Raw genomic sequence first — 21139 nt, 5'->3', positions numbered from 1 at the left:
GATCAGATCTCCGGAAACGTCGTCTCATCAGCCGTTTTAGCCCCGGCCAGTTTTTTTTCGAGTTGTGTAATACGCGCGGATAATGCCGCAATTTCCGGATCGGGTTCCTGTCCCGCAGGTGTGACATGAGACTGCATTCCCCAACCGCGTTCTGGCTGGTAGAGGGTTGCCCAAATCCACAAAAAAGGCCAGATCACATGGAGCGTAAACAAGCTCACCCAGCCTGCGGTATGAATGGCATCGGCATGCGGGTGATTGCGTTTTTTCGCAATTAAATAGGGGATGTCATGAATAGCGATGACGCCGTAAAAGATCACCAGAAAAACGAAGATCAGCACACCCAACGCGAAATAATTTAGAAACATATCTGCCCCGGCTTCACGCTAATCAGAATTTTAATTGCAGGCAGCCGAAAGCGAATTGGCTGATGATTTGAACATAATTCGAGTTATGCATTTTCGCCATCACGCGAAAGATTATTTTTCACGCTGCATGGTTACTTAATGACATCCGTCGATATCACGGCGAGAAGAATCTGCTCAGGATCACATCAGAACAAAGCCAGTTGAAAATTTCTTGTGATTGAGATCACAAACATTCAACAAACAGACAAAATAAAAATGTGAATAACATCACAGATTAATGCCATTAATGGTTTAAAACCGCGTTTTGTTGTTTTTTTACACAGTCATTTTGTGATTAATATCACACTAATTACCGCCATACCCCCTATATTTATGTGATCAAAGTCACACTAAGGGTCGCCGACTGGACAGTTTAACGATTCAGTGCCAGATTTCGCAGTATCTACAGGGTCCGGCTACCTCTGCCGCTACATTAACAAAACCTCGGGCTTCCAGCCTGCGCGACAGCAAACATAAGAAGGGGTGTTTTTATGTCATCCGATATTAAGATCAAAGTGCAAAGCTTTGGTCGATTCCTCAGCAATATGGTGATGCCAAATATCGGCGCGTTTATCGCGTGGGGTATTATCACCGCACTATTTATTCCGACAGGGTGGTTGCCAAACGAAACGCTGGCGAAGCTGGTCGGCCCAATGATTACCTATCTCCTGCCGCTGCTGATCGGTTATACCGGCGGTAGACTGGTGGGTGGAGAGCGCGGCGGCGTGGTGGGTGCAATCACCACCATGGGCGTTATCGTCGGCGCAGACATGCCAATGTTCCTCGGTGCGATGATCGCGGGTCCGCTGGGCGGCTGGGCAATCAAACATTTCGATAGCTGGGTAGACGGTAAGATCAAATCCGGTTTTGAGATGCTGGTGAATAACTTCTCCGCTGGCATCATTGGTATGATCCTCGCCATTCTGGCATTCCTCGGCATTGGTCCGGCGGTTGAAGTTCTTTCGAAAGTGCTGGCAGCGGGCGTTAACTTCATGGTTGTCCATGACATGCTGCCGCTGGCGTCTATCTTCGTTGAACCGGCGAAAATCCTGTTCCTGAACAACGCCATTAACCACGGTATCTTCTCGCCGTTGGGTATTCAGCAGTCCCATGAGATGGGTAAATCCATCTTCTTCCTGATTGAAGCCAACCCGGGTCCGGGGATGGGCGTTCTGCTGGCGTATATGTTCTTTGGTCGCGGTAGCGCTAAGCAGTCCGCAGGCGGTGCGGCAATCATCCACTTCCTGGGCGGTATTCACGAAATTTACTTCCCATATGTGCTGATGAACCCGCGTCTGATCCTCGCCGTTATCCTCGGCGGTATGACTGGCGTGTTCACGCTGACTATCCTGAACGGTGGTCTGGTTTCTCCGGCGTCTCCGGGTTCTATCCTGGCGGTGCTGGCGATGACGCCAAAAGGTGCCTACTTCGCTAACATCGCAGCAATCTGTGCGGCAATGGCGGTCTCCTTCGTTGTCTCTGCCATTCTGCTGAAAACCAGCAAAGTGAAAGAAGACGATGACATTGAAGCGGCGACTCGCCGTATGCACGACATGAAAGCAGAATCCAAAGGCGGTACCCCGCTGTCTGCTGGCGATGTCACCAACGACCTGAGCCACGTGCGTAAAATCATCGTCGCCTGTGATGCCGGTATGGGTTCCAGCGCAATGGGTGCAGGCGTGCTGCGTAAGAAAGTGCAGGATGCGGGTCTGAGCCAAATCTCCGTCACCAACAGCGCGATTAACAACCTGCCGCCGGATGTTGACCTGGTCATCACCCACCGCGATCTGACCGAGCGTGCAATGCGTCAGGTACCGCAGGCGCAGCATATTTCGCTGACTAACTTCCTTGATAGTGGCCTGTACTCCAGCCTGACCGAGCGTCTGGTTGCCGCTCAGCGCCACACAGACAATGAAGTCAAAGTCCGCGATAGCCTGAAAGACAGCTTTGATGAAGGGGATAACAACCTGTTCAAACTGGGTGCGGAGAATATTTTCCTCGGACGGACGGCAGCGACCAAAGAAGAAGCGATTCGCTTCGCTGGCGAGCAACTGGTGAAAGGCGGTTACGTTGAGCCAGAATATGTCGATGCGATGCTGGAACGTGAGAAACTAACCCCAACCTATCTGGGTGAGTCTATCGCCGTTCCACACGGTACGGTTGAAGCGAAAGACCGCGTACTGAAAACCGGTGTTGTCTTCTGTCAGTACCCACAGGGTGTTCGCTTCGGTGAAGAAGACGACGACATCGCCCGTCTGGTGATTGGTATCGCCGCTCGCAACAACGAGCATATTCAGGTGATTACCAGCCTGACCAACGCGCTGGATGATGAATCTGTCATCGAACGCCTGGCTAATACCACCAGCGTGGATGAAGTACTGGCGCTGCTGGCAGGTCGTAAGTAAACCCGTAGCCCGATAGCGCGACGCTTATCGGGCCTACCCAATCCTCTCCCTTGTGGAGAGGGTTTGGGTGAGGGAGCAAAAGATTACCTCCTCACCCCAGCCCTCTCGGGTAAAAACATTAATGAAGGTTAATACTATGAAAGCATTACATTTTGGCGCAGGTAATATCGGTCGTGGCTTTATCGGCAAACTGCTGGCGGACGCGGGGATACAACTGACATTCGCTGATGTAAATCAGGTCGTGCTCGACGCCCTGAATGCCCGTCATAGCTATCAGGTTCACGTTGTGGGTGAAAATGAGCAGGTGGATACCGTGACCGGCGTCAACGCAGTAAGCAGTATTGGCGACGACGTTATTGAGCTGATCGCGCAGGTTGACCTGGTCACCACCGCTGTTGGTCCAGTCGTCCTGGAGCGCATCGCTCCGGCCATCGCCAAAGGCCTGGTCAAACGCAAAGCGCAAGGGATCACCACCCCACTGAATATCATCGCCTGTGAAAATATGGTACGCGGTACTACGCAACTGAAAGGCCATGTGCTGAACGCGCTGGCGGAAGACGACAAAGCCTGGGTTGAAGCCCATGTCGGCTTCGTGGATTCCGCCGTTGACCGCATCGTGCCGCCTTCGGCCTCTGCGACCCACGATCCGCTGGAAGTAACTGTCGAAACCTTCAGCGAGTGGATCGTTGACCAGACCCAGTTCAAAGGCGAGCTGCCGAACATCCCGGGAATGGAATTAACTGATAACCTGATGGCATTTGTCGAACGTAAACTCTTCACGCTGAACACCGGGCATGCTATAACCGCGTACCTCGGAAAATTGACCGGTCATCAGACCATCCGCGACGCGATTCTCGATGAAAAAATCCGCGCTGTGGTTAAAGGGGCGATGGAAGAGAGCGGCGCGGTGCTGATCAAACGCTACGGTTTTGATGCCGACAAACATGCGGCATACATTCAGAAAATCCTCGGTCGTTTTGAAAACCCGTATCTGAAAGATGACGTTGAGCGCGTTGGTCGCCAGCCACTGCGTAAACTGAGCGCAGGTGACCGTTTGATCAAACCGCTGCTGGGTACGCTGGAATACCATCTGCCGCACGCTAACCTGGTCAAAGGGATTGCGGCCGCAATGCACTTCCGTAGCGAAGACGATCCGCAGGCACAGGAGCTGGCTGCGCTGATCGCCGAGAAAGGTCCACAGGCTGCGCTTGCCCAGATTTCCGGGCTGGATATCAACAGCGATGTCGTTGTCGAGGCCGTAAGCGCATATAACGCAAAGTAATGCTGCAGGAACTGGCGCAGGAGCCCCTGCGCCTGATTAATAGATTGTCAGATATGCAGGCAATAATGGAACAAACCCAGGCCTTTGAAAATCGTGTGCTTGAGCGTCTGAATGCTGGCAAAACCGTACGGAGCTTCCTGATCACCGCCGTGGAGTTACTCACCGAGGCGGTAAACATTCTGGTGCTTCAGGTGTTTCGCAAAGATGACTACGCAGTGAAGTACGCTGTAGAACCGTTACTCGACGGCGACGGACCGCTGGGCGATCTGTCTGTGCGCCTGAAGCTGATCTACGGTCTGGGCGTCCTGAGTCGTCCTGAGTATGAAGACGCGGAACTGCTGATGGCGATGCGCGAGGAGATGAATCATGATGGCAACGAGTATGCCTTTACGGATGATGAAATTCTCGGGCCATTCGGTGAGCTGCATTGCGTACTGGCGCTGCCGCCACCGCCACAGTTTGACGCCGCCGACCCCAGTTTGTACGCCATGCAAATCCAGCGCTACCAACAAGCGGTGCGCTCAACAATGGTTCTCTCTCTGACTGAGCTGATTTCGAAAATCAGCTTAAAAAAAGCCTTCCAGAAGTAGGCCTCTCCTGCCCGCTACTCCTTTTCCTGCACGGGTTGATAAAGACGTCGATAATAATTCAGTCGTTGCAGGTACATCTGCGCATTTTCTGCAGGCACTTCGCTCGGGACGGTATCACGCGCAGGCATTTTGGTCAGATACTCTTTGAAGGCCTGACTTGAGGCCATAAAATCCACCGCTTTATCAATCAGAAGTGGAACGTTATCACCCATTTTCGCCATGTTATATCCTCCATACATTCCCACCGTGCTAAAGCGCAACGGTCAATTTTAGTGTAGGATCGTCCGTGTTATGACATTAAGGAAAACGTGCTTAATACGTCAACGGTAATTTGTCTCTTACATGATCCTGTTATTGTCAAAAATTATCGATTAATCAGATAATTAGAAAAATAGTTAACAAATAAATACTCGCACGCTTTCGATTATTCTTATCCCGTTAGTTGTGATTAAACCCGCTCTGCGCGCATACTATAGGCCATTCACCTTATTTCTATCAGAAGCCATCCCATGAAAGAAGTCGAAAAAAACGAAATCAAACGTCTGAGCGATCGCCTCGACGCTATCCGCCACCAGCAGGCCGATCTGTCGCTGGTGGAAGCAGCCGATAAATACGCTGAGCTGGAAAAAGAGAAAGCCACGCTGGAAGCAGAAATCGCCCGCCTGCGTGACGTTCACAGTCAGAAACTGAGCAAAGAAGCGCAAAAACTGATGAACCTGCCGTACCGTCGTGCGATCACCAAAAAAGAGCAGGCCGATATGGGCAAGCTGAAGAAAAGCGTTCGCGGTCTGGTGGTGGTTCACCCGATGACGGCTTTAGGTCGCGAAATGGGCCTGAAAGAGATGACTGGCTTCGCAAAGACCGAGTTTTGATTTGATACCGGGCAGCGCGTCTGCTGTCCGGTCGTCCCTTAATTGGCCCTACCAATCCCCTCCTGTTACGACCACGGGTTCACAATTTATTAATTTGAACCTACACTATCATTGCCAATAAATAACATTTGATTAACCATTCGTTGTCATTATCCCTACACAACAATATTGGCAGGACCACTTTTACACATAATGTGACGAAAAGATGAGCACAGACTCATTGCATTGTGCGTGTGGCCCTCAGGAGACCTGCAATGAATCTCTGGCAACAAAACTACGATCCGGCCGGTAACATCTGGCTTTCCAGTCTGATCGCATCGCTCCCGATTCTGTTTTTCTTTTTCGCGCTGATTAAGCTCAAGCTGAAAGGCTATGTTGCCGCCTCGTGGACGGTGGTGATTGCGCTGGCCGTGGCGCTGTTGTTCTACAAAATGCCGGTCGATCACGCACTGGCCTCGGTGATGTACGGCTTCTTCTACGGCCTGTGGCCGATAGCCTGGATCATTATCGCCGCGGTGTTTGTCTACAAAATCTCGGTGAAAACCGGACAGTTTGACATCATCCGCTCGTCCATTCTGTCAATTACCCCTGACCAGCGTTTGCAAATGCTGATCGTCGGCTTCTCATTTGGCGCCTTCCTCGAAGGGGCGGCGGGATTTGGCGCGCCGGTGGCCATCACCGCCGCACTGCTGGTAGGTCTCGGCTTTAACCCGCTGTATGCCGCCGGACTGTGCCTGATCGTCAATACCGCGCCCGTAGCGTTTGGCGCCATGGGGATCCCGATTCTGGTCGCCGGTCAGGTGACCGGGCTGGACAGCTTTGAAATCGGACAGATGGTCGGTCGTCAGTTACCGTTTCTGACGATTATCGTACTGTTCTGGATCATGGCGATTATGGACGGCTGGCGCGGCGTGAAAGAGACGTGGCCTGCGGTCATGGTGGCGGGTGGTTCGTTTGCTATCGCCCAGTACCTCAGCTCCAACTTTATCGGCCCGGAATTGCCGGACATCATCTCCTCGCTGGTATCGCTGGTCTGTCTGACGCTGTTCCTCAAACGCTGGCAGCCGGTTCGCATCTTCCGCTTTGGCGATATGGGCGCGTCGCAGGTCGATCAGACGCTGGCACGCACGAACTATACCGCCGGGCAGGTGGTTCGCGCCTGGTCGCCGTTCCTGTTCCTGACGGCCACCGTGACCCTCTGGAGCGTGCCGCCGTTTAAGGCCCTGTTCGCTCCCGGCGGCGCGCTGTACGACTGGGTGATTAACATCCCGGTCCCGTTCCTCGACAAACTGGTTGCCCGCATGCCGCCCGTGGTCCACGAAGCCACCGCCTACGCAGCCGTGTATAAATTTGACTGGTTTTCCGCAACCGGCACCGCGATCCTGTTCGCCGCGCTGCTGTCCATCGTCTGGCTGAAGATGAAGCCGTCCGCCGCTATTCAGACCTTCGGCAGCACGCTGAAAGAGCTGGCGCTGCCGATCTACTCCATCGGGATGGTGCTGGCCTTTGCGTTTATCTCCAACTATTCCGGGCTCTCCTCGACGCTGGCGTTAGCGCTGGCGCATACGGGCAGCGCCTTTACCTTCTTCTCGCCGTTCCTTGGCTGGCTGGGGGTGTTCCTGACCGGTTCAGATACCTCGTCTAACGCGCTGTTTGCCGCTCTGCAGGCAACTGCCGCACAGCAAATCGGCGTGTCGGATGTGCTGATGGTGGCGGCCAATACCACCGGTGGCGTCACCGGCAAAATGATTTCGCCTCAGTCCATCGCCATCGCCTGCGCGGCGGTCGGACTGGTCGGCAAAGAGTCGGATCTGTTCCGTTTTACCGTCAAACACAGCCTGATTTTCACCTGCATGGTGGGCGTGATCACCACGCTTCAGGCCTACGTCTTAACCTGGATGATTCCATGATCGTGATGCCCCGACGCCTGTCGGACGAGGTTGCCTCTCGTGTGCGGGCGCTGATTGAAGAACAACAGCTGGAGGCGGGCATGAAATTGCCCGCCGAGCGTCAACTGGCGGTACAGCTTGGCGTCTCGCGCAACTCGCTGCGCGAAGCGCTGGCAAAACTCGTTAGTGAAGGCGTGCTGCTCAGCCGTCGCGGCGGCGGCACGTTTGTCCGCTGGCAGCATGAAGAGTGGTCTGAACAAAATATCGTTCAACCGCTGAAAACCCTGATGGCCGACGACCCGGATTACAGTTTTGATATTCTCGAAGCCCGACACGCCATCGAAGCCAGCACGGCATGGCATGCGGCGATGCGCGCCACCACGGCCGACAAAGAGAAAATCAAACTCTGCTTTGACGCCACGCTCAGCGAAGACCCTGATCTCGCCTCACAGGCCGACGTTCGTTTTCATCTGGCTATCGCCGAAGCCTCGCATAACGTGGTGCTGTTACAGACAATGCGCGGGTTTTTCGACGTGCTGCATTCGTCAGTGAAGCAAAGTCGACAGCGCATGTATCTCGTTCCGCCCGTCTTTTCCCGGCTGACCGAGCAACATCAGGCCGTATTAGATGCCATTCTTGCGGGCGACGCCGACGGCGCGCGTAAGGCGATGATGGCGCACCTCAGTTTCGTCCACACCACCATTAAACAATTTGATGAAGACCAGGCTCGTCAGGCGCGCATTACCCGTCTGCCCGGCGACCACAATGATAATACCAGGGAGAACAAAGCATGATTATTTCAGCCGCCAGCGATTATCGCGCCGCAGCCCAACGCATTCTGCCTCCGTTCCTGTTTCACTACATCGACGGCGGCGCCTATGCGGAGCACACCCTGCGTCGGAACGTGGAAGACTTATCGGACGTGGCGCTACGCCAGCGCGTACTGAAAAACATGTCTGACTTGAGCCTGGAAACTACGCTGTTCAACGAAAAGCTGTCGATGCCGGTGGCGCTGGCGCCGGTCGGGCTGTGCGGCATGTATGCCCGTCGCGGTGAAGTGCAGGCCGCTTCGGCAGCCGATGCGAAAGGGATCCCCTTTACCCTTTCCACCGTCTCCGTATGTCCGATAGAAGAAGTCGCGCCAGCCATTAACCGTCCGATGTGGTTCCAGTTGTATGTTCTGCGTGACCGTGGATTTATGCGTAATGCGCTGGAACGCGCAAAAGCGGCAGGCTGTTCAACGCTGGTTTTCACGGTCGATATGCCAACGCCGGGTGCGCGCTATCGTGATGCCCACTCCGGGATGAGCGGTCCGAATGCTGCGCTGCGTCGCTACTGGCAGGCAGTCACTCATCCACAGTGGGCCTGGGATGTCGGTCTGAACGGTCGTCCACACGATCTCGGCAATATCTCCACTTATCTCGGCAAACCAACGGGACTGGAAGATTACATCGGCTGGCTGGCAAATAACTTTGATCCATCGATTTCATGGAAGGACCTTGAGTGGATCCGCGAGTTCTGGGACGGTCCGATGGTGATCAAAGGGATCCTCGATCCACAAGACGCTCGTGACGCGGTTCGCTTTGGCGCCGATGGGATTGTGGTCTCTAACCACGGTGGTCGCCAACTGGACGGCGTGCTCTCGTCAGCCCGCGCCCTGCCTGCCATCGCCGATGCGGTCAAAGGCGATATCGCCATCCTCGCGGACAGCGGCATTCGCAACGGGCTGGACGTAGTACGTATGATTGCGCTGGGCGCCGATACCGTCCTGCTGGGCCGTGCGTATCTGTACGCGCTGGCGACGGCGGGTCAGGCCGGCGTGGCGAATCTGCTGAATCTGATCGAGAAAGAGATGAAGGTAGCCATGACGCTGACCGGTGCGAAATCCATCAGTGAAATCAGCCGTGATTCTCTGGTTCAGGATCTGGGTAAAAGTTTACCCACCGCCCTGGCACCGCTGACACAGGGTGATGCGGCGTAACGAAAGTGCTATTCTGCCCCCCCGATATTAAGAGCCTATCCCAATAGGCGTATATTGTTGCAGTCATTTTGGACTCGGACAGCGCGGAACAACCGGAGCGTACACGAAGTACGCGAGGATTGTGAGCACTGCCCAGGGCCAAAATGGCTAATAAAATAGCCTAATGGGGTAGGCTCTAAGGGGGCAGCATGCTCAACATCGTCTTATTTGAACCAGAAATTCCGCCGAACACGGGCAATATCATTCGCCTTTGCGCCAATACCGGCTTTCGCCTGCATATCATTGAACCGATGGGCTTCACCTGGGATGACAAACGCCTGCGCCGTGCCGGCCTGGATTATCACGAGTTTGCGGCCGTGCAGCGTCATCATGATTATGATGCCTTCATTGCCGCAGAAAATCCGCAGCGCCTGTTTGCCCTGACCACCAAAGGGACACCCGCGCACAGCGCCGTGAGCTATCAGGACGGCGACTATCTGATGTTTGGTCCGGAAACGCGCGGTCTGCCAGCAACCATTCTTGATGCCCTGCCCGCTGAACAAAAAATCCGTATTCCGATGATGCCGGACAGTCGCAGTATGAATCTGTCGAATGCGGTGTCGGTAGTGGTGTATGAGGCGTGGCGCCAGTTGGGATATCCTGGCGCAGTCTTGCGCACACGTTGAATTGTCGGATGGCGGCTTTCGCCTTATCCGACCTGGGGTTTTGTATGCCCGGTAAGCACAGCGCCACCGGGCAAGAGATCAGATACCGTCGCCGTACTCGAAAGTATGGTGTATCCCGTTGAAATGCTGATCCATATCCATTGACGGCTTATCGCTGTCTGGCTTACCGACAATGCGCGCCGGAACGCCTGCGGCGGTGGTGTGCGGCGGAACGGGTTGTAACACCACGGAACCGGCACCAATTTTCGCGCCACGTCCGACTTCGATATTGCCGAGGATTTTCGCCCCCGCGCCAATCATCACGCCTTCACGAATTTTAGGGTGGCGATCGCCGCTGGTTTTACCGGTACCGCCGAGGGTGACCGATTGCAGGATTGAGACATCATCTTCAATCACCGCCGTCTCACCAACGACAATGCCAGTGGCATGATCGAGCATGATCCCACGACCAATCTTCGCCGCCGGGTGAATATCTACCTGGAACGTCACGGAGACCTGGTTTTGCAGGAAGATTGCCAGCGCACGGCGGCCTTCATTCCATAACCAGTGACCAATGCGGTAGGCCTGCAAGGCATGGAAACCTTTCAGATACAAAAGCGGGGTGGAGTATTTATCAACCGCGGGGTCACGCGTACGGACAGCCTGAATATCACAGGCTGCCGAGGCGATCATTTCCGGGTCTGCCGCGTACGCTTCTTCGACCACTTCACGAATTGCAATAGCGGGCATAATAGGCGATGCCAGTTTGTTTGCCAGCATGTAGCTCAGCGCACTGCCCAGATTTTCATGCTTGAGTAGCGTTGCGTGGTAAAAACTGGCCAGCATAGGCTCACAGTCTGCCAGAGCGCGGGCTTCGGCTTTAATATTGTTCCAGACGATATCCAGTTCTTCACACGGCATTGCGGGCTCCAGGTAATGAGGCTAACGACCGGCCCGTTCTTCGCGGGCCGGGTCATTTTTAAAAAACGGATCCTTGAGACTAGTGGCTGCTTCGCTCGTCCTTGCGTGCACGACCTAATAACGTCAATGCTGCCTCGCGCGCGTTTTTTCCGCAATATAATACTTGATAAATTTCCTCGGTTATTGGCATTTCGACACCAAAACGGTGCGCCAACTCGCGAACTTCTTTCGTATTGCGGTAACCTTCAACCACCTGTCCAATCTTGTCCTGCGCGCCTTGTACATCCATGCCCTGACCAAGCATCATGCCAAAACGGCGGTTTCGCGACTGGTTGTCGGTACAGGTCAGCACCAGATCGCCTAACCCGGCCATTCCCATAAAGGTTGCCGGATCGGCACCCAGCGCCGCGCCCAGACGCGACATTTCCGCCAGACCGCGAGTAATCAGCGCGGTACGGGCGTTAGCGCCAAAACCAATGCCGTCAGACATCCCCGCGCCAATCGCAATCACGTTCTTCACCGCGCCGCCCAACTGGACGCCGATGAAATCCGGGTTGCTGTAGACACGGAAACTCTTACCACAGTGCAGAAGTTGTTGCAGATCGTCAGCAAAAGTGTCGTCAGTAGAGGCCAGGGAGATAGCTGTCGGCATGCCTGCCGCCAGTTCTTTCGCGAACGTCGGACCGGAAATCACCGCCAGCGGGATTTGATCGCCCAACGCTTCACGGGCTACGTCCTGCAACAGGCGCCCTGTCTCGGCTTCCAGCCCTTTGGTTGCCCAGACCAGACGCGCGTCAGGACGCAGCAGTGGCTTAATCTGTCGCAACACTTCGCCAAAGACATGGCTTGGCACGACCACCAGAATATCGCGGCTGGCCGCCAGCGCAGTGGCTAAGTCGCTTTCGAGGCGTAACGTATCGGGGAAAGGCACATCCGGAAGGAACGCGACGTTGCAGCGATCGTGCTCAAGGGTCGCGATATGTTTAGGATCGTGGCCCCACAGGACAACCTGGTGGCCATTTCTTGCCAGGGTGATGGCAAGAGCGGTGCCGTACGAGCCGGCACCGATCACAGTCATTGAAGCATTACTTTGGTTCATCAGGCATCCTGATGTTCTTCAGTACCTTCGCCAGCCTGCTGCTGTAAATAGTTCATGAACAGCGCATCAAAGTTGACCGGCGCAAGATTCAGTTGCGGGAACGTACCGCGTGAAACCAGACTGGTGATGCATTCGCGGGCATACGGGAACAGGATGTTCGGGCAGTATGCGCCCAGGCAATGCGCCATCTGGGTGCCTTCGATTCCGCTAATAGAGAAGATACCGCCTTGCTGAACTTCGCACAGGAACGCCGTTTCTTCACCCAGAGAAGCCGTTACGGTAACACGCAGTACTACTTCGTATACGTCATCTGCCAGTTGGGTAGATGCTGTATCCAGATCAAGTTTAACCTCTGGCTGCCAATCTTTCTGAAAAACGTGCGGCGCATTTGGCGCTTCAAAAGAGACATCTTTGGTGTAAATACGCTGGATCTGGAAAGCCATTTCGGTGTTGTTTTGTTCTGACATGTGTAGAAAACCCTTTAGTGTTGTCCTTAAATACCGCTTGATGCCAATAACGTGGCCCAGCGTTAGCTCAGCAGGGGATCAAGTCCACCACGCGCATCCAACGCATACAAGTCGTCACAGCCGCCAATGTGCTGTGCATCAATAAAAATCTGCGGAACCGTCGTACGACCACTGCGTTTGATCATCTCTTCACGCTTCACGGCATCGCCGTCAATCGGCAGTTCCTGGAAGCTCACACCCTTGCTGTTCAGCAGCGCTTTCGCTCGGTGGCAAAACGGGCAGGTTGCTTTGGTGTAGATCTCGATATTGGCCATACTCATCTCCGATAGTCGATTTTACCCGATAAATTTCATGTTGCAGTCAGGCGGCAATATGATGATTTCCAAGGAACTTACATCAGTAAGTGGCCAGGATGAATCATTGCAACCAACGCCCCTGCGACGTGAAAGACGACGGGTCAATTATTTGCCGCGAACCAGCGGCAGATTCTCACCACTCCAGCCCGCAACACCTTCTTTCAGCACCGACACTTTCTCAAAGCCCGCTTTGATCAGTGCGTTTGCCGCTTCCTGGCACTGCATGCCGGAACCATCGACCACGATAACCGGTTTGTCTTTGTGTTTTTCCAGCTCGCCCACGTTATTCGCTTTGATTTCACTCGGCAGCAGGTTAACAGAACCCGCGATATGGCCTTTGCGGAAATCGTCCCGCTGACGTAAATCCACGATAACCGCGTCTTCTTTGTTGATAAGACGTGTCGCTTCGCCGCGAGTGATAACCTTAACTTTCGACGTCAGGCCTTTAAACGTGGTGAACAAAACCGCCACCAGTAACGCAATCCAGGCGATACTCAGTATGGGATGGCGGCTAACAAATTGCATAATTTCTTGCATGGGGGGTAACAACTCCCGACTCAGTGATTAAAAAAACCAGGACAGGAGTATACCTGCGCGTTGGCGCAAATACAGCCAGCGCGTGCAATGGATTGCATTTTTGCGGGGCGCTACGGAAAAAAAAGTGCAAATCTATGCCATCCATGGACCACCCTACCCCATTCTTTGATCTTCCGAGGCTATTTTATCGATTCAGCTGTAGTAAAATTACGCAATTATTTTTGTCTCTTGAGTGTGAGGTTTCGCAATGTCGGTTTCTAAAAAACCTATGGTACTGGTGATTCTGGATGGCTATGGCTACCGTGAAGAGAGCCAGGATAACGCCATTTTTACTGCCAAAACCCCGGTAATGGATGCACTGTGGGCAAAACGCCCGCATACCCTGATCGATGCTTCCGGTCTGGAAGTGGGCCTGCCCGATCGTCAGATGGGTAACTCCGAAGTCGGTCACGTTAACCTGGGCGCGGGCCGCATCGTGTATCAGGACCTGACCCGTCTGGACGTTGAAATTAAAGAACGTACTTTCTTTGCTAACCCAACGCTGACCGCAGCGGTTGACCAGGCGAAAATCGCCGGTAAAGCCGTGCACATCATGGGCCTGCTTTCTGCCGGTGGCGTACACAGCCACGAAGATCACATCATGGCGATGGTTGAACTGGCCGCTGAGCGTGGCGCAGAGAAAATCTATCTGCATGCTTTCCTCGATGGTCGCGATACGCCGCCACGCAGTGCAGAGTCTTCCCTGAAAAAATTCGAAGAGAAGTTTGCTGCGCTGGGCAAAGGTCGCGTCGCCTCCATCATTGGCCGCTACTACGCGATGGATCGTGACAACCGTTGGGATCGCGTGGAGAAAGCGTATGACCTGATGACGCTGGCGCAGGGCGAATTCCAGGCCAATACCGCCGTTGAAGGTTTGCAGGCTGCCTATGCCCGCGATGAAAACGATGAATTCGTGAAAGCCACCGTGATCCGCGCCGCAGGCCAGGCCGATGCCGCGATGGAAGACGGCGACGCGCTCATTTTCATGAACTTCCGTGCTGACCGCGCGCGTGAAATCACCCGTGCCTTTGTTAACGCTGACTTCGACGGCTTCGCGCGCAAGAAAGTGGTTAACCTGAATTTCGTGATGCTGACCGAATACGCCGCCGACATCAAAACAGCCGTTGCCTATCCGCCGGCCTCGCTGGCGAACACGTTTGGCGAGTGGATGGCGAAGAACGATAAAACGCAGCTGCGTATTTCCGAAACCGAAAAATACGCTCACGTCACTTTCTTCTTCAACGGCGGCGTTGAAGAACCGTTTACCGGTGAAGATCGCATCCTGATCAACTCACCTAAAGTGGCGACCTACGATCTGCAACCGGAAATGAGTTCCGCTGAACTGACCGAAAAACTGGTGGCCGCTATCGAAAGCGGAAAATACGACACCATCATCTGTAACTACCCGAATGGCGACATGGTCGGACACACGGGCGTGATGGAAGCGGCGATTAAAGCGGTTGAAGCGCTGGACCACTGTGTTGAGCAGGTGGCGAAAGCGGTTGAGTCCGTTGGCGGTCAACTGCTGATCACCGCCGACCACGGCAACGCCGAGCAAATGCGCGATCCGGCAACCGGTCAGGCCCACACCGCCCACACTAACCTGCCGGTTCCGCTGATTTATGTCGGCAGCAAAAATGTGAAAGCGGTGGAAGGCGGCAAACTTTCCGATATCGCCCCCACCATGTTGACGCTGATGGGTATGGAAATCCCGCAAGAGATGACTGGTAAGCCGCTGTTCATCGTGGAATAATCCTCCCCCATGAGGGGAAAGACGATAAATAGCGAAAATGGGGCCATGAAACCAAGACGGTTTTCAGTCAGGCCCCTGATTTACGCCAGCGTGGTGAGCGCTGGCGTATTGTTGTGCGCCTTTTCCGCCCACGCGGATGATCGCGATCAGCTTAAATCCATTCAGGCGGATATCGCCGCCAAAGAACGCGCCGTTCGTCAGCAACAGCAACAGCGTTCTGGCCTGCTTGCGCAACTTAAGGCGCAGGAAGAGGCCATCTCCGCCGCTGCACGCCAGTTACGTGAAACGCAAAACACGCTTGCGCAGTTGAACAAACAAATCGATGAGATGAATGCTTCTATTGCGAAACTGGAACAGCAGAAAGCCAACCAGGAGCGCAGCCTCGCCGCGCAGCTGGATGCCGCGTTTCGCCAGGGTGAACACACTGGGATTCAGCTTATCCTTAGCGGTGAAGAGAGTCAGCGCGGCCAGCGTTTGCAGGCCTACTTTGGTTATCTGAACCAGGCGCGTCAGGAGACGATTAACGAGCTCAAGCAAACGCGTGAAGAAGTCGCCGCTCAGCGTGCTGAACTGGAAGAGAAGCAGAGTCAGCAACAGACGCTGTTGTATGAACAGCGCGCCCAACAAGCGAAGCTGGAACAGGCGCGTAACGAACGTAAGAAAACGCTCGCAGGGCTGGAGTCCTCTATTCAGCAGGGCCAGCAACAGCTCAGCGAACTGCGTGCCAACGAATCCCGTTTGCGCAATAGCATTGCTCGTGCTGAAGCCGCAGCCAAAGCGCGGGCAGAGCGCGAAGCCCGTGAGGCACAGGCTGTGCGCAACAAACAACAAGAAGCCACCCGTAAAGGTACCACCTACAAACCCACTGACAGTGAGAAATCGCTGATGTCGCGTACCGGAGGCCTGGGTTCGCCACGCGGTCAGGCCTTCTGGCCGGTTCGTGGTCCTACGCTGCATCGCTATGGCGAACAACTGCAAGGTGAGCTACGGTGGAAGGGGATGGTTATCGGTGCGTCTGAAGGCACCGAGGTGAAAGCCATTGCCGATGGTCGCGTCATTCTGGCGGACTGGTTGCAGGGATACGGGTTGGTCGTCGTCGTTGAACACGGCAAGGGCGACATGAGTCTTTATGGCTACAACCAGAGTGCGCTGGTCAGCGTCGGTACGCAGGTTCGCGCCGGCCAGCCTATTGCGCTGGTAGGTAGCAGTGGGGGTCAGGGTCGACCATCGCTCTATTTCGAAATTCGTCGCCAGGGTCAGGCCGTCAATCCACAACCGTGGTTGGGAAGATAAGTTTTGCCTCAGTTTCGTCGTACTGTTCTTTCATTCGCCAGCCTGCTGGCATTCGCTTCCCCTGTTTTTGCTGGCAAACTCGCCATCGTCATTGACGATTTTGGCTACCGCCCGCATTACGAAAATCAGGTACTGGCGCTGCCCTCTCAAATCTCCGTCGCCGTGCTACCCAATGCGCCTCATGCACGCGAAATGGCGACCAAAGCGCATAGCAGCGGTCATGAAGTGCTGATTCATCTGCCGATGGCACCGCTGAGCAAACAGCCGCTGGAGAAAGACACCCTGCGTCCTGAAATGAGCAGCGACGAAATTGAACGGATCATTCGCGAGGCGGTTAGCAAAGTTCCTTACGCGGTGGGGCTCAACAACCACATGGGCAGCGCAATGACTTCCAGTCTGTTTGGTATGCAGAAAGTGATGCAGGCGCTGGAACGCTACGATCTCTATTTTCTCGACAGTATGACCATCGGTAACAGTCAGGCGATGCGTGCCGCATCCGGGACCGGCGTGAAGGTGATTAAACGGAAAGTGTTTCTCGACGACACGCAAAACGACGCGGACATTCGTCGCCAGTTTACCCGTGCGATTGATGTGGCTCGCCGCAGCGGTTCTGCCATCGCGATAGGTCACCCTCATCCATCGACAGTGCGCGTTTTACAGCAAATGGTTTATAACCTGCCTGCCGACATCACCCTGGTCCGTCCAAGCAGCCTGCTCAATGAGCCACAGGTGGATACCTCCACGCCAAATCTGACGCCGCCGAAAACCAACGACGCCCCGCGAAATCCGTTCCGCGGCGTAACGTTGTGTAAACCGAAGAAACCGTTGGAACCGGTCTACACCAGTCGATTCTTCAGCGTGTTAAGCGAAAGCATCCGTCAGAGCACGCTGGTAAACTGGTTCCAGAATCAGTGGCAGGGCTGGGGAAAATCAACTCGCGATAACGCCGCTACCCCAGGTTAAGCGCTTTACGCGCCGTACGATGGTGCGAACGCGTTTTGTCGCGCCATTGGTACAATCTCACTGACCACAGCAACGCCTGATACGCGACCTTGGCGCTGCGCACGTTCATTATCATTCGTTTATACATCCCCGAGGTAAAAATCTCGGCGATCATCCGCTGGCGCGTCATAATATCCGCCTCTTTGCGCACGGAATGACACACACGCAATGCTTCATACGTTATTTGTTGATGAAATTCAGGGTAGATCGTAATCCTGTCGGCATAATTCCGGTTCAGCTTCTCTAATAAGCGGGTGATCTTAATGTAATGCCGCTGATAGTTCAGATTTTTATTACCCTGACGTTTCAGTCGGCTGACAGAATTATTATGTAAGAAATATTTATACAAGCATGCTTCCGTATAACGCGCACGCAATGCGTTAAACATAAATTCCGTGGTCCACACAATATCCTGATGATGTAATCCGGGAATAAAGCGGATGTTATTCTTTTCAACCACATCACGACGATAAACCCCCATCCACACCACGTGGGTCCAGCGGCGAGAAGAAAGCGCCATACGCAGCCAGTCCGGCCCGGTTAATACGCCGGTTGAGCGGATACGATCGGTTGGAATGGATTGCCAGGTCACACCCGTATCCCGCTCGCTCCAGTCGGCATTGCACTGCGCGACGTCCAGATCGTCTTCCAGCGCCATCGTCATCAGCGTCTCGTACATATGCGGATAGACGAGATCGTCCGCATCGACAAAGGCGATGTACTTACCGGTCGCCACCTCCATCCCACGGTTACGAGCAACCGATGCCCCGGCATTTGCCTGATGCAACAGTCGTATATGGGGATAGTTGTCGGCGTAATACTTTGCTATATCAACAGAATTATCCGTTGACCCATCATTTACAATAATAATTTCCAGGGCAGTCCATGTTTGCGCGATGAGAGATTCCATGCAGGCTTTAAAATCATTACCCGCATTATATAACGGGATAATAACACTGAGTCTGTTTGCACTGTTCATCATAATAAATTACCGAATGCCTTTGAAGTTATCCGCCTTTTTACAGCCTTTGTATTAAGAAACGATTAAGGCTGATAATAATATTTGTAAGGGTTCGAGGAGACTTCAGCGTAGAGGCAACAGGCAAACAGCAATATAAGACTACGACGCAATTACGAATTATTTATGACAATGACAATTCTTTACAGCTTTCCGGATATTCCTCAGGAAATAAGGCCGGATTTTCCGGCCTTTTCTGATTAATTCCAGCTGAGAATGACTTTCCCGGACTGGCCCGAACGCATGGCGTCAAAGCCCTTCTGGAATTCATCTATCGAGAAGCGGTGGGTGATGATCGGCGACAGATCCAGTCCAGACTGAATCAGCGCGGCCATTTTGTACCAGGTTTCGAACATCTCGCGGCCGTAAATACCTTTAATGAACAACCCCTTAAAGATCACCTTCGTCCAGTCGATTGACATGTCTGAGGGAGGAATGCCCAGCATAGCAATGCGGCCACCATGGTTCATGGTATCCAGCATCGTGCGGAATGCTGGCGGCGCACCGGACATCTCCAGGCCGACATCAAACCCCTCGGTCATGCCCAGTTCGTCCATCACCTCGTTCAGGCTCTCTTTCGACACGTTGACTGCGCGGGTGATACCCATCTTACGCGCCAGTTCGAGACGATACTCGTTCACGTCGGTGATCACCACGTTGCGTGCGCCCACGTGTTTCGCTACCGCCGCCGCCATGATGCCAATAGGGCCAGCCCCCGACACCAGCACGTCTTCGCCGACCAGATCGAATGACAACGCCGTATGCACCGCATTACCAAACGGGTCAAAGATAGAGGCCAGATCGTCAGAGATATTGTCCGGGATTTTGAACGCGTTGAACGCCGGGATCACCAGGTATTCAGCGAAACAGCCCGGACGATTCACACCCACGCCCGTGGTATTACGGCACAGGTGCGTGCGTCCGCCACGACAGTTACGGCAGTGTCCGCAAGTAATGTGACCTTCCCCAGACACGCGGTCGCCGATCTTGAAGCCTTTCACTTCCTGACCGATACCGACCACTTCGCCAACGTACTCATGGCCGACAACCATAGGAACCGGGATAGTTTTTTGCGACCATTCATCCCAGTTATAGATGTGAACGTCAGTGCCGCAGATGGCTGTTTTACGGATTTTAATCAGCAGATCGTTGTGGCCGACTTCCGGTTCCGGAACGTCGGTCATCCAGATGCCCTCTTCCGCTTTCAGTTTGGATAACGCTTTCATCTCACATCCTCAGGCAATAACGCCCAGTTGTTTACCAATGCGGGTGAAGGCTTCCACCGCGCGGGTGATTTGTTCCGGGGTATGCGCCGCAGACATCTGAGTACGAATGCGCGCTTGACCTTTCGGAACAACCGGATAGAAGAATCCTGTAACGTAAATGCCCTCTTTTTGCAGCTCGCGGGCAAAGTCTTGTGCAATCACCGCGTCGCCCAGCATCACCGGGATAATCGCGTGATCGGCACCGGCTAGGGTAAACCCGGCGGCAGACATTTGCTCACGGAACTGACGCGCGTTGGCCCACAGGCGATCGCGCAGTTCAGCGCCAGACTCAACCATTTCCAGCACTTTGATGGAGGCAGCGACAATTGCCGGCGCCAGCGAGTTAGAGAACAAATACGGGCGAGAGCGCTGACGCAGCCACTCAACGACCTCTTTACGCGCTGCGGTATAACCACCCGATGCACCGCCAAGCGCTTTACCCAGCGTGCCGGTGATGATGTCCACCCGGCCCATTACGTCGCAATATTCGTGGGAACCACGACCATTCTCACCGACGAATCCCACCGCATGAGAGTCATCGACCATCACCAACGCGTTGTATTTATCTGCCAGATCGCACACGCCCTTCAGGTTGGCGATGACACCGTCCATTGAGAACACGCCATCAGTGGCAATCAGTACATGACGAGCCCCGGCGTCGCGCGCTTCTTGCAGACGCGCTTCCAGTTCCTGCATATCGTTGTTGGCATAGCGAAAGCGCTTTGCTTTACAGAGGCGCACGCCGTCGATGATGGAGGCGTGGTTCAGAGCATCGGAAATGATGGCATCTTCAGGGCCAAGCAGCGTTTCGAACAGGCCACCGTTAGCATCAAAGCAAGAAGAGTACAGAATGGCATCTTCCATGCCGAGGAATTCAGCCAGCTTTTGCTCCAGCTGTTTATGGCTGTCCTGGGTGCCACAGATGAAGCGCACCGATGCCATTCCAAATCCGTGAGAATCCATACCGGCTTTCGCCGCGGCAATCAGCTCCGGATGGTTCGCCAGCCCCAGATAGTTGTTGGCGCAGAAGTTAATGACGTGGCTTCCATCCGCCACCGTGATATCTGCCTGTTGAGCAGATGTGATAATGCGCTCTTCTTTAAACAATCCTTCCGCACGAGCGGTTTGCAGATCGTTAGTTAACTGTTTGTAAAAATCCCCACGCATTGCGATTCTCCAGACTGGGCAAATTTCAGCACATCTTACCTAACCCTGGACGCTGATACGAGATGACGCATTATCACTTCTTTAAAATGCAGGATAAATCACGCGTACCCACACGTCCATTCGGTGAATGGCTGAAGCCAACGCTATGTAGTGAT

General features: G+C 54.0%; 21 protein-coding genes. 11 read left to right on the top strand and 10 right to left on the bottom strand.

Annotation, left to right across the window (positions count from 1 at the left end):
* Nucleotides 1-2: 2 nt before the first annotated feature.
* Nucleotides 3-365, bottom strand: coding sequence for a DUF3302 domain-containing protein (locus tag KE671_RS16495; protein WP_206163847.1), 363 nt, complete (start codon nucleotides 363-365; stop codon nucleotides 3-5).
* A gap of 530 nt (nucleotides 366-895) precedes the next feature.
* Here KE671_RS16495 and mtlA point away from each other — a divergent pair.
* From mtlA to mtlR, 3 genes are all read left to right on the top strand, one after another.
* Nucleotides 896-2809 carry a PTS mannitol transporter subunit IICBA gene (gene mtlA, locus KE671_RS16490; RefSeq protein WP_206163846.1) on the top strand — a complete coding sequence of 638 codons (1914 nt, stop codon included), beginning with the start codon at nucleotides 896-898 and terminating at the stop codon, nucleotides 2807-2809.
* Nucleotides 2810-2945: 136 nt separating this feature from the next.
* Complete coding sequence (gene mtlD, locus KE671_RS16485) at nucleotides 2946-4091, top strand: mannitol-1-phosphate 5-dehydrogenase (RefSeq protein ID WP_206163845.1); 1146 nt, start codon at nucleotides 2946-2948, stop codon at nucleotides 4089-4091.
* Entirely contained in the window at nucleotides 4091-4681 is a 591-nt protein-coding gene (gene mtlR / locus KE671_RS16480) for a mannitol operon repressor MtlR (protein WP_102603148.1), read from the top strand. The genes mtlD and mtlR overlap by 1 nt, the downstream gene beginning before the upstream one ends.
* Before the next feature lie 14 nt (nucleotides 4682-4695).
* On the opposite strand, the gene KE671_RS16475 is transcribed toward mtlR, so the two are convergent.
* Nucleotides 4696-4902 carry a hypothetical protein gene (locus tag KE671_RS16475; protein WP_206163844.1) on the bottom strand — a complete coding sequence of 69 codons (207 nt, stop codon included), beginning with the start codon at nucleotides 4900-4902 and terminating at the stop codon, nucleotides 4696-4698.
* 288 nt (nucleotides 4903-5190) lie between these two features.
* Between KE671_RS16475 and KE671_RS16470 the strand changes: the two genes are divergently transcribed.
* The 5 genes from KE671_RS16470 to trmL all read left to right on the top strand — a co-directional run bounded on the left by KE671_RS16470 (nucleotide 5191) and on the right by trmL (nucleotide 10088).
* Nucleotides 5191-5553 (top strand): YibL family ribosome-associated protein, encoded by a 363-nt coding sequence (locus KE671_RS16470; protein ID WP_042323274.1) that lies wholly within the window; start codon nucleotides 5191-5193, stop codon nucleotides 5551-5553.
* Between the two features lie 254 nt (nucleotides 5554-5807).
* On the top strand, nucleotides 5808-7463 hold the full coding sequence (gene lldP / locus KE671_RS16465) for an L-lactate permease (protein ID WP_206163843.1): 1656 nt from the start codon (nucleotides 5808-5810) through the stop codon (nucleotides 7461-7463).
* The gene (lldR, locus tag KE671_RS16460; RefSeq protein WP_206163842.1) at nucleotides 7460-8236 is read left to right on the top strand and encodes a transcriptional regulator LldR; all 777 of its coding nucleotides are present in this window, start codon (nucleotides 7460-7462) and stop codon (nucleotides 8234-8236) included. The genes lldP and lldR overlap by 4 nt, the downstream gene beginning before the upstream one ends.
* Nucleotides 8233-9423, top strand: coding sequence for an FMN-dependent L-lactate dehydrogenase LldD (lldD, locus tag KE671_RS16455; protein WP_206163841.1), 1191 nt, complete (start codon nucleotides 8233-8235; stop codon nucleotides 9421-9423). The genes lldR and lldD overlap by 4 nt, the downstream gene beginning before the upstream one ends.
* Nucleotides 9424-9611: 188 nt before the next feature.
* Nucleotides 9612-10088: a tRNA (uridine(34)/cytosine(34)/5-carboxymethylaminomethyluridine(34)-2'-O)-methyltransferase TrmL gene (trmL, locus tag KE671_RS16450; RefSeq protein WP_206163840.1), complete on the top strand. Its 477-nt coding sequence runs from the start codon at nucleotides 9612-9614 to the stop codon at nucleotides 10086-10088.
* 78 nt (nucleotides 10089-10166) lie between these two features.
* Here the strand turns inward: trmL and cysE are convergent, their stop codons facing one another.
* The 5 genes from cysE to KE671_RS16425 all read right to left on the bottom strand — a co-directional run bounded on the left by cysE (nucleotide 10167) and on the right by KE671_RS16425 (nucleotide 13447).
* Nucleotides 10167-10988, bottom strand: a complete 822-nt coding sequence (gene cysE, locus KE671_RS16445; protein WP_022646641.1) for a serine O-acetyltransferase — start codon at nucleotides 10986-10988, stop codon at nucleotides 10167-10169.
* A gap of 79 nt (nucleotides 10989-11067) precedes the next feature.
* Entirely contained in the window at nucleotides 11068-12087 is a 1020-nt protein-coding gene (gpsA, locus tag KE671_RS16440) for an NAD(P)H-dependent glycerol-3-phosphate dehydrogenase (protein ID WP_061075919.1), read from the bottom strand.
* The gene (secB, locus tag KE671_RS16435; RefSeq protein ID WP_003024155.1) at nucleotides 12087-12554 is read right to left on the bottom strand and encodes a protein-export chaperone SecB; all 468 of its coding nucleotides are present in this window, start codon (nucleotides 12552-12554) and stop codon (nucleotides 12087-12089) included. The genes gpsA and secB overlap by 1 nt, the downstream gene beginning before the upstream one ends.
* A 62-nt stretch (nucleotides 12555-12616) precedes the next feature.
* The gene (gene grxC / locus KE671_RS16430; protein ID WP_012908148.1) at nucleotides 12617-12868 is read right to left on the bottom strand and encodes a glutaredoxin 3; all 252 of its coding nucleotides are present in this window, start codon (nucleotides 12866-12868) and stop codon (nucleotides 12617-12619) included.
* Nucleotides 12869-13015: 147 nt separating this feature from the next.
* Nucleotides 13016-13447, bottom strand: a complete 432-nt coding sequence (locus KE671_RS16425) for a rhodanese-like domain-containing protein (protein ID WP_206163839.1) — start codon at nucleotides 13445-13447, stop codon at nucleotides 13016-13018.
* Between the two features lie 247 nt (nucleotides 13448-13694).
* Between KE671_RS16425 and gpmM the strand changes: the two genes are divergently transcribed.
* Genes gpmM through KE671_RS16410 form a run of 3 tightly spaced genes read left to right on the top strand, consistent with a single transcriptional unit; the run spans nucleotide 13695 to nucleotide 17495 of the window.
* Complete coding sequence (gene gpmM, locus KE671_RS16420) at nucleotides 13695-15239, top strand: 2,3-bisphosphoglycerate-independent phosphoglycerate mutase (RefSeq protein WP_206163838.1); 1545 nt, start codon at nucleotides 13695-13697, stop codon at nucleotides 15237-15239.
* Between the two features lie 9 nt (nucleotides 15240-15248).
* The gene (gene envC / locus KE671_RS16415; RefSeq protein ID WP_206163837.1) at nucleotides 15249-16532 is read left to right on the top strand and encodes a murein hydrolase activator EnvC; all 1284 of its coding nucleotides are present in this window, start codon (nucleotides 15249-15251) and stop codon (nucleotides 16530-16532) included.
* Between the two features lie 3 nt (nucleotides 16533-16535).
* Nucleotides 16536-17495 (top strand): divergent polysaccharide deacetylase family protein, encoded by a 960-nt coding sequence (locus tag KE671_RS16410; protein ID WP_206163836.1) that lies wholly within the window; start codon nucleotides 16536-16538, stop codon nucleotides 17493-17495.
* Here KE671_RS16410 and KE671_RS16405 read toward each other — a convergent pair.
* The 3 genes from KE671_RS16405 to kbl form a co-directional block, all read right to left on the bottom strand.
* On the bottom strand, nucleotides 17482-18516 hold the full coding sequence (locus KE671_RS16405) for a glycosyltransferase (protein ID WP_206163835.1): 1035 nt from the start codon (nucleotides 18514-18516) through the stop codon (nucleotides 17482-17484). The genes KE671_RS16410 and KE671_RS16405 overlap by 14 nt on opposite strands.
* 236 nt (nucleotides 18517-18752) lie before the next feature.
* Nucleotides 18753-19778 (bottom strand): L-threonine 3-dehydrogenase, encoded by a 1026-nt coding sequence (gene tdh, locus KE671_RS16400; protein WP_206163834.1) that lies wholly within the window; start codon nucleotides 19776-19778, stop codon nucleotides 18753-18755.
* Between the two features lie 9 nt (nucleotides 19779-19787).
* A complete protein-coding gene (gene kbl, locus KE671_RS16395; protein WP_206163833.1) occupies nucleotides 19788-20984 on the bottom strand; it encodes a glycine C-acetyltransferase in 1197 nt (398 codons plus the stop codon).
* Nucleotides 20985-21139: the final 155 nt, after the last annotated feature.

Origin of the sequence: Citrobacter amalonaticus (assembly GCF_018252635.1) — a bacterium.
In the GTDB taxonomy this organism is placed as follows: Bacteria; Pseudomonadota; Gammaproteobacteria; order Enterobacterales; family Enterobacteriaceae; genus Citrobacter_A; species Citrobacter_A amalonaticus_E.
This window is presented reverse-complemented; position numbering and strand designations above follow the sequence as displayed.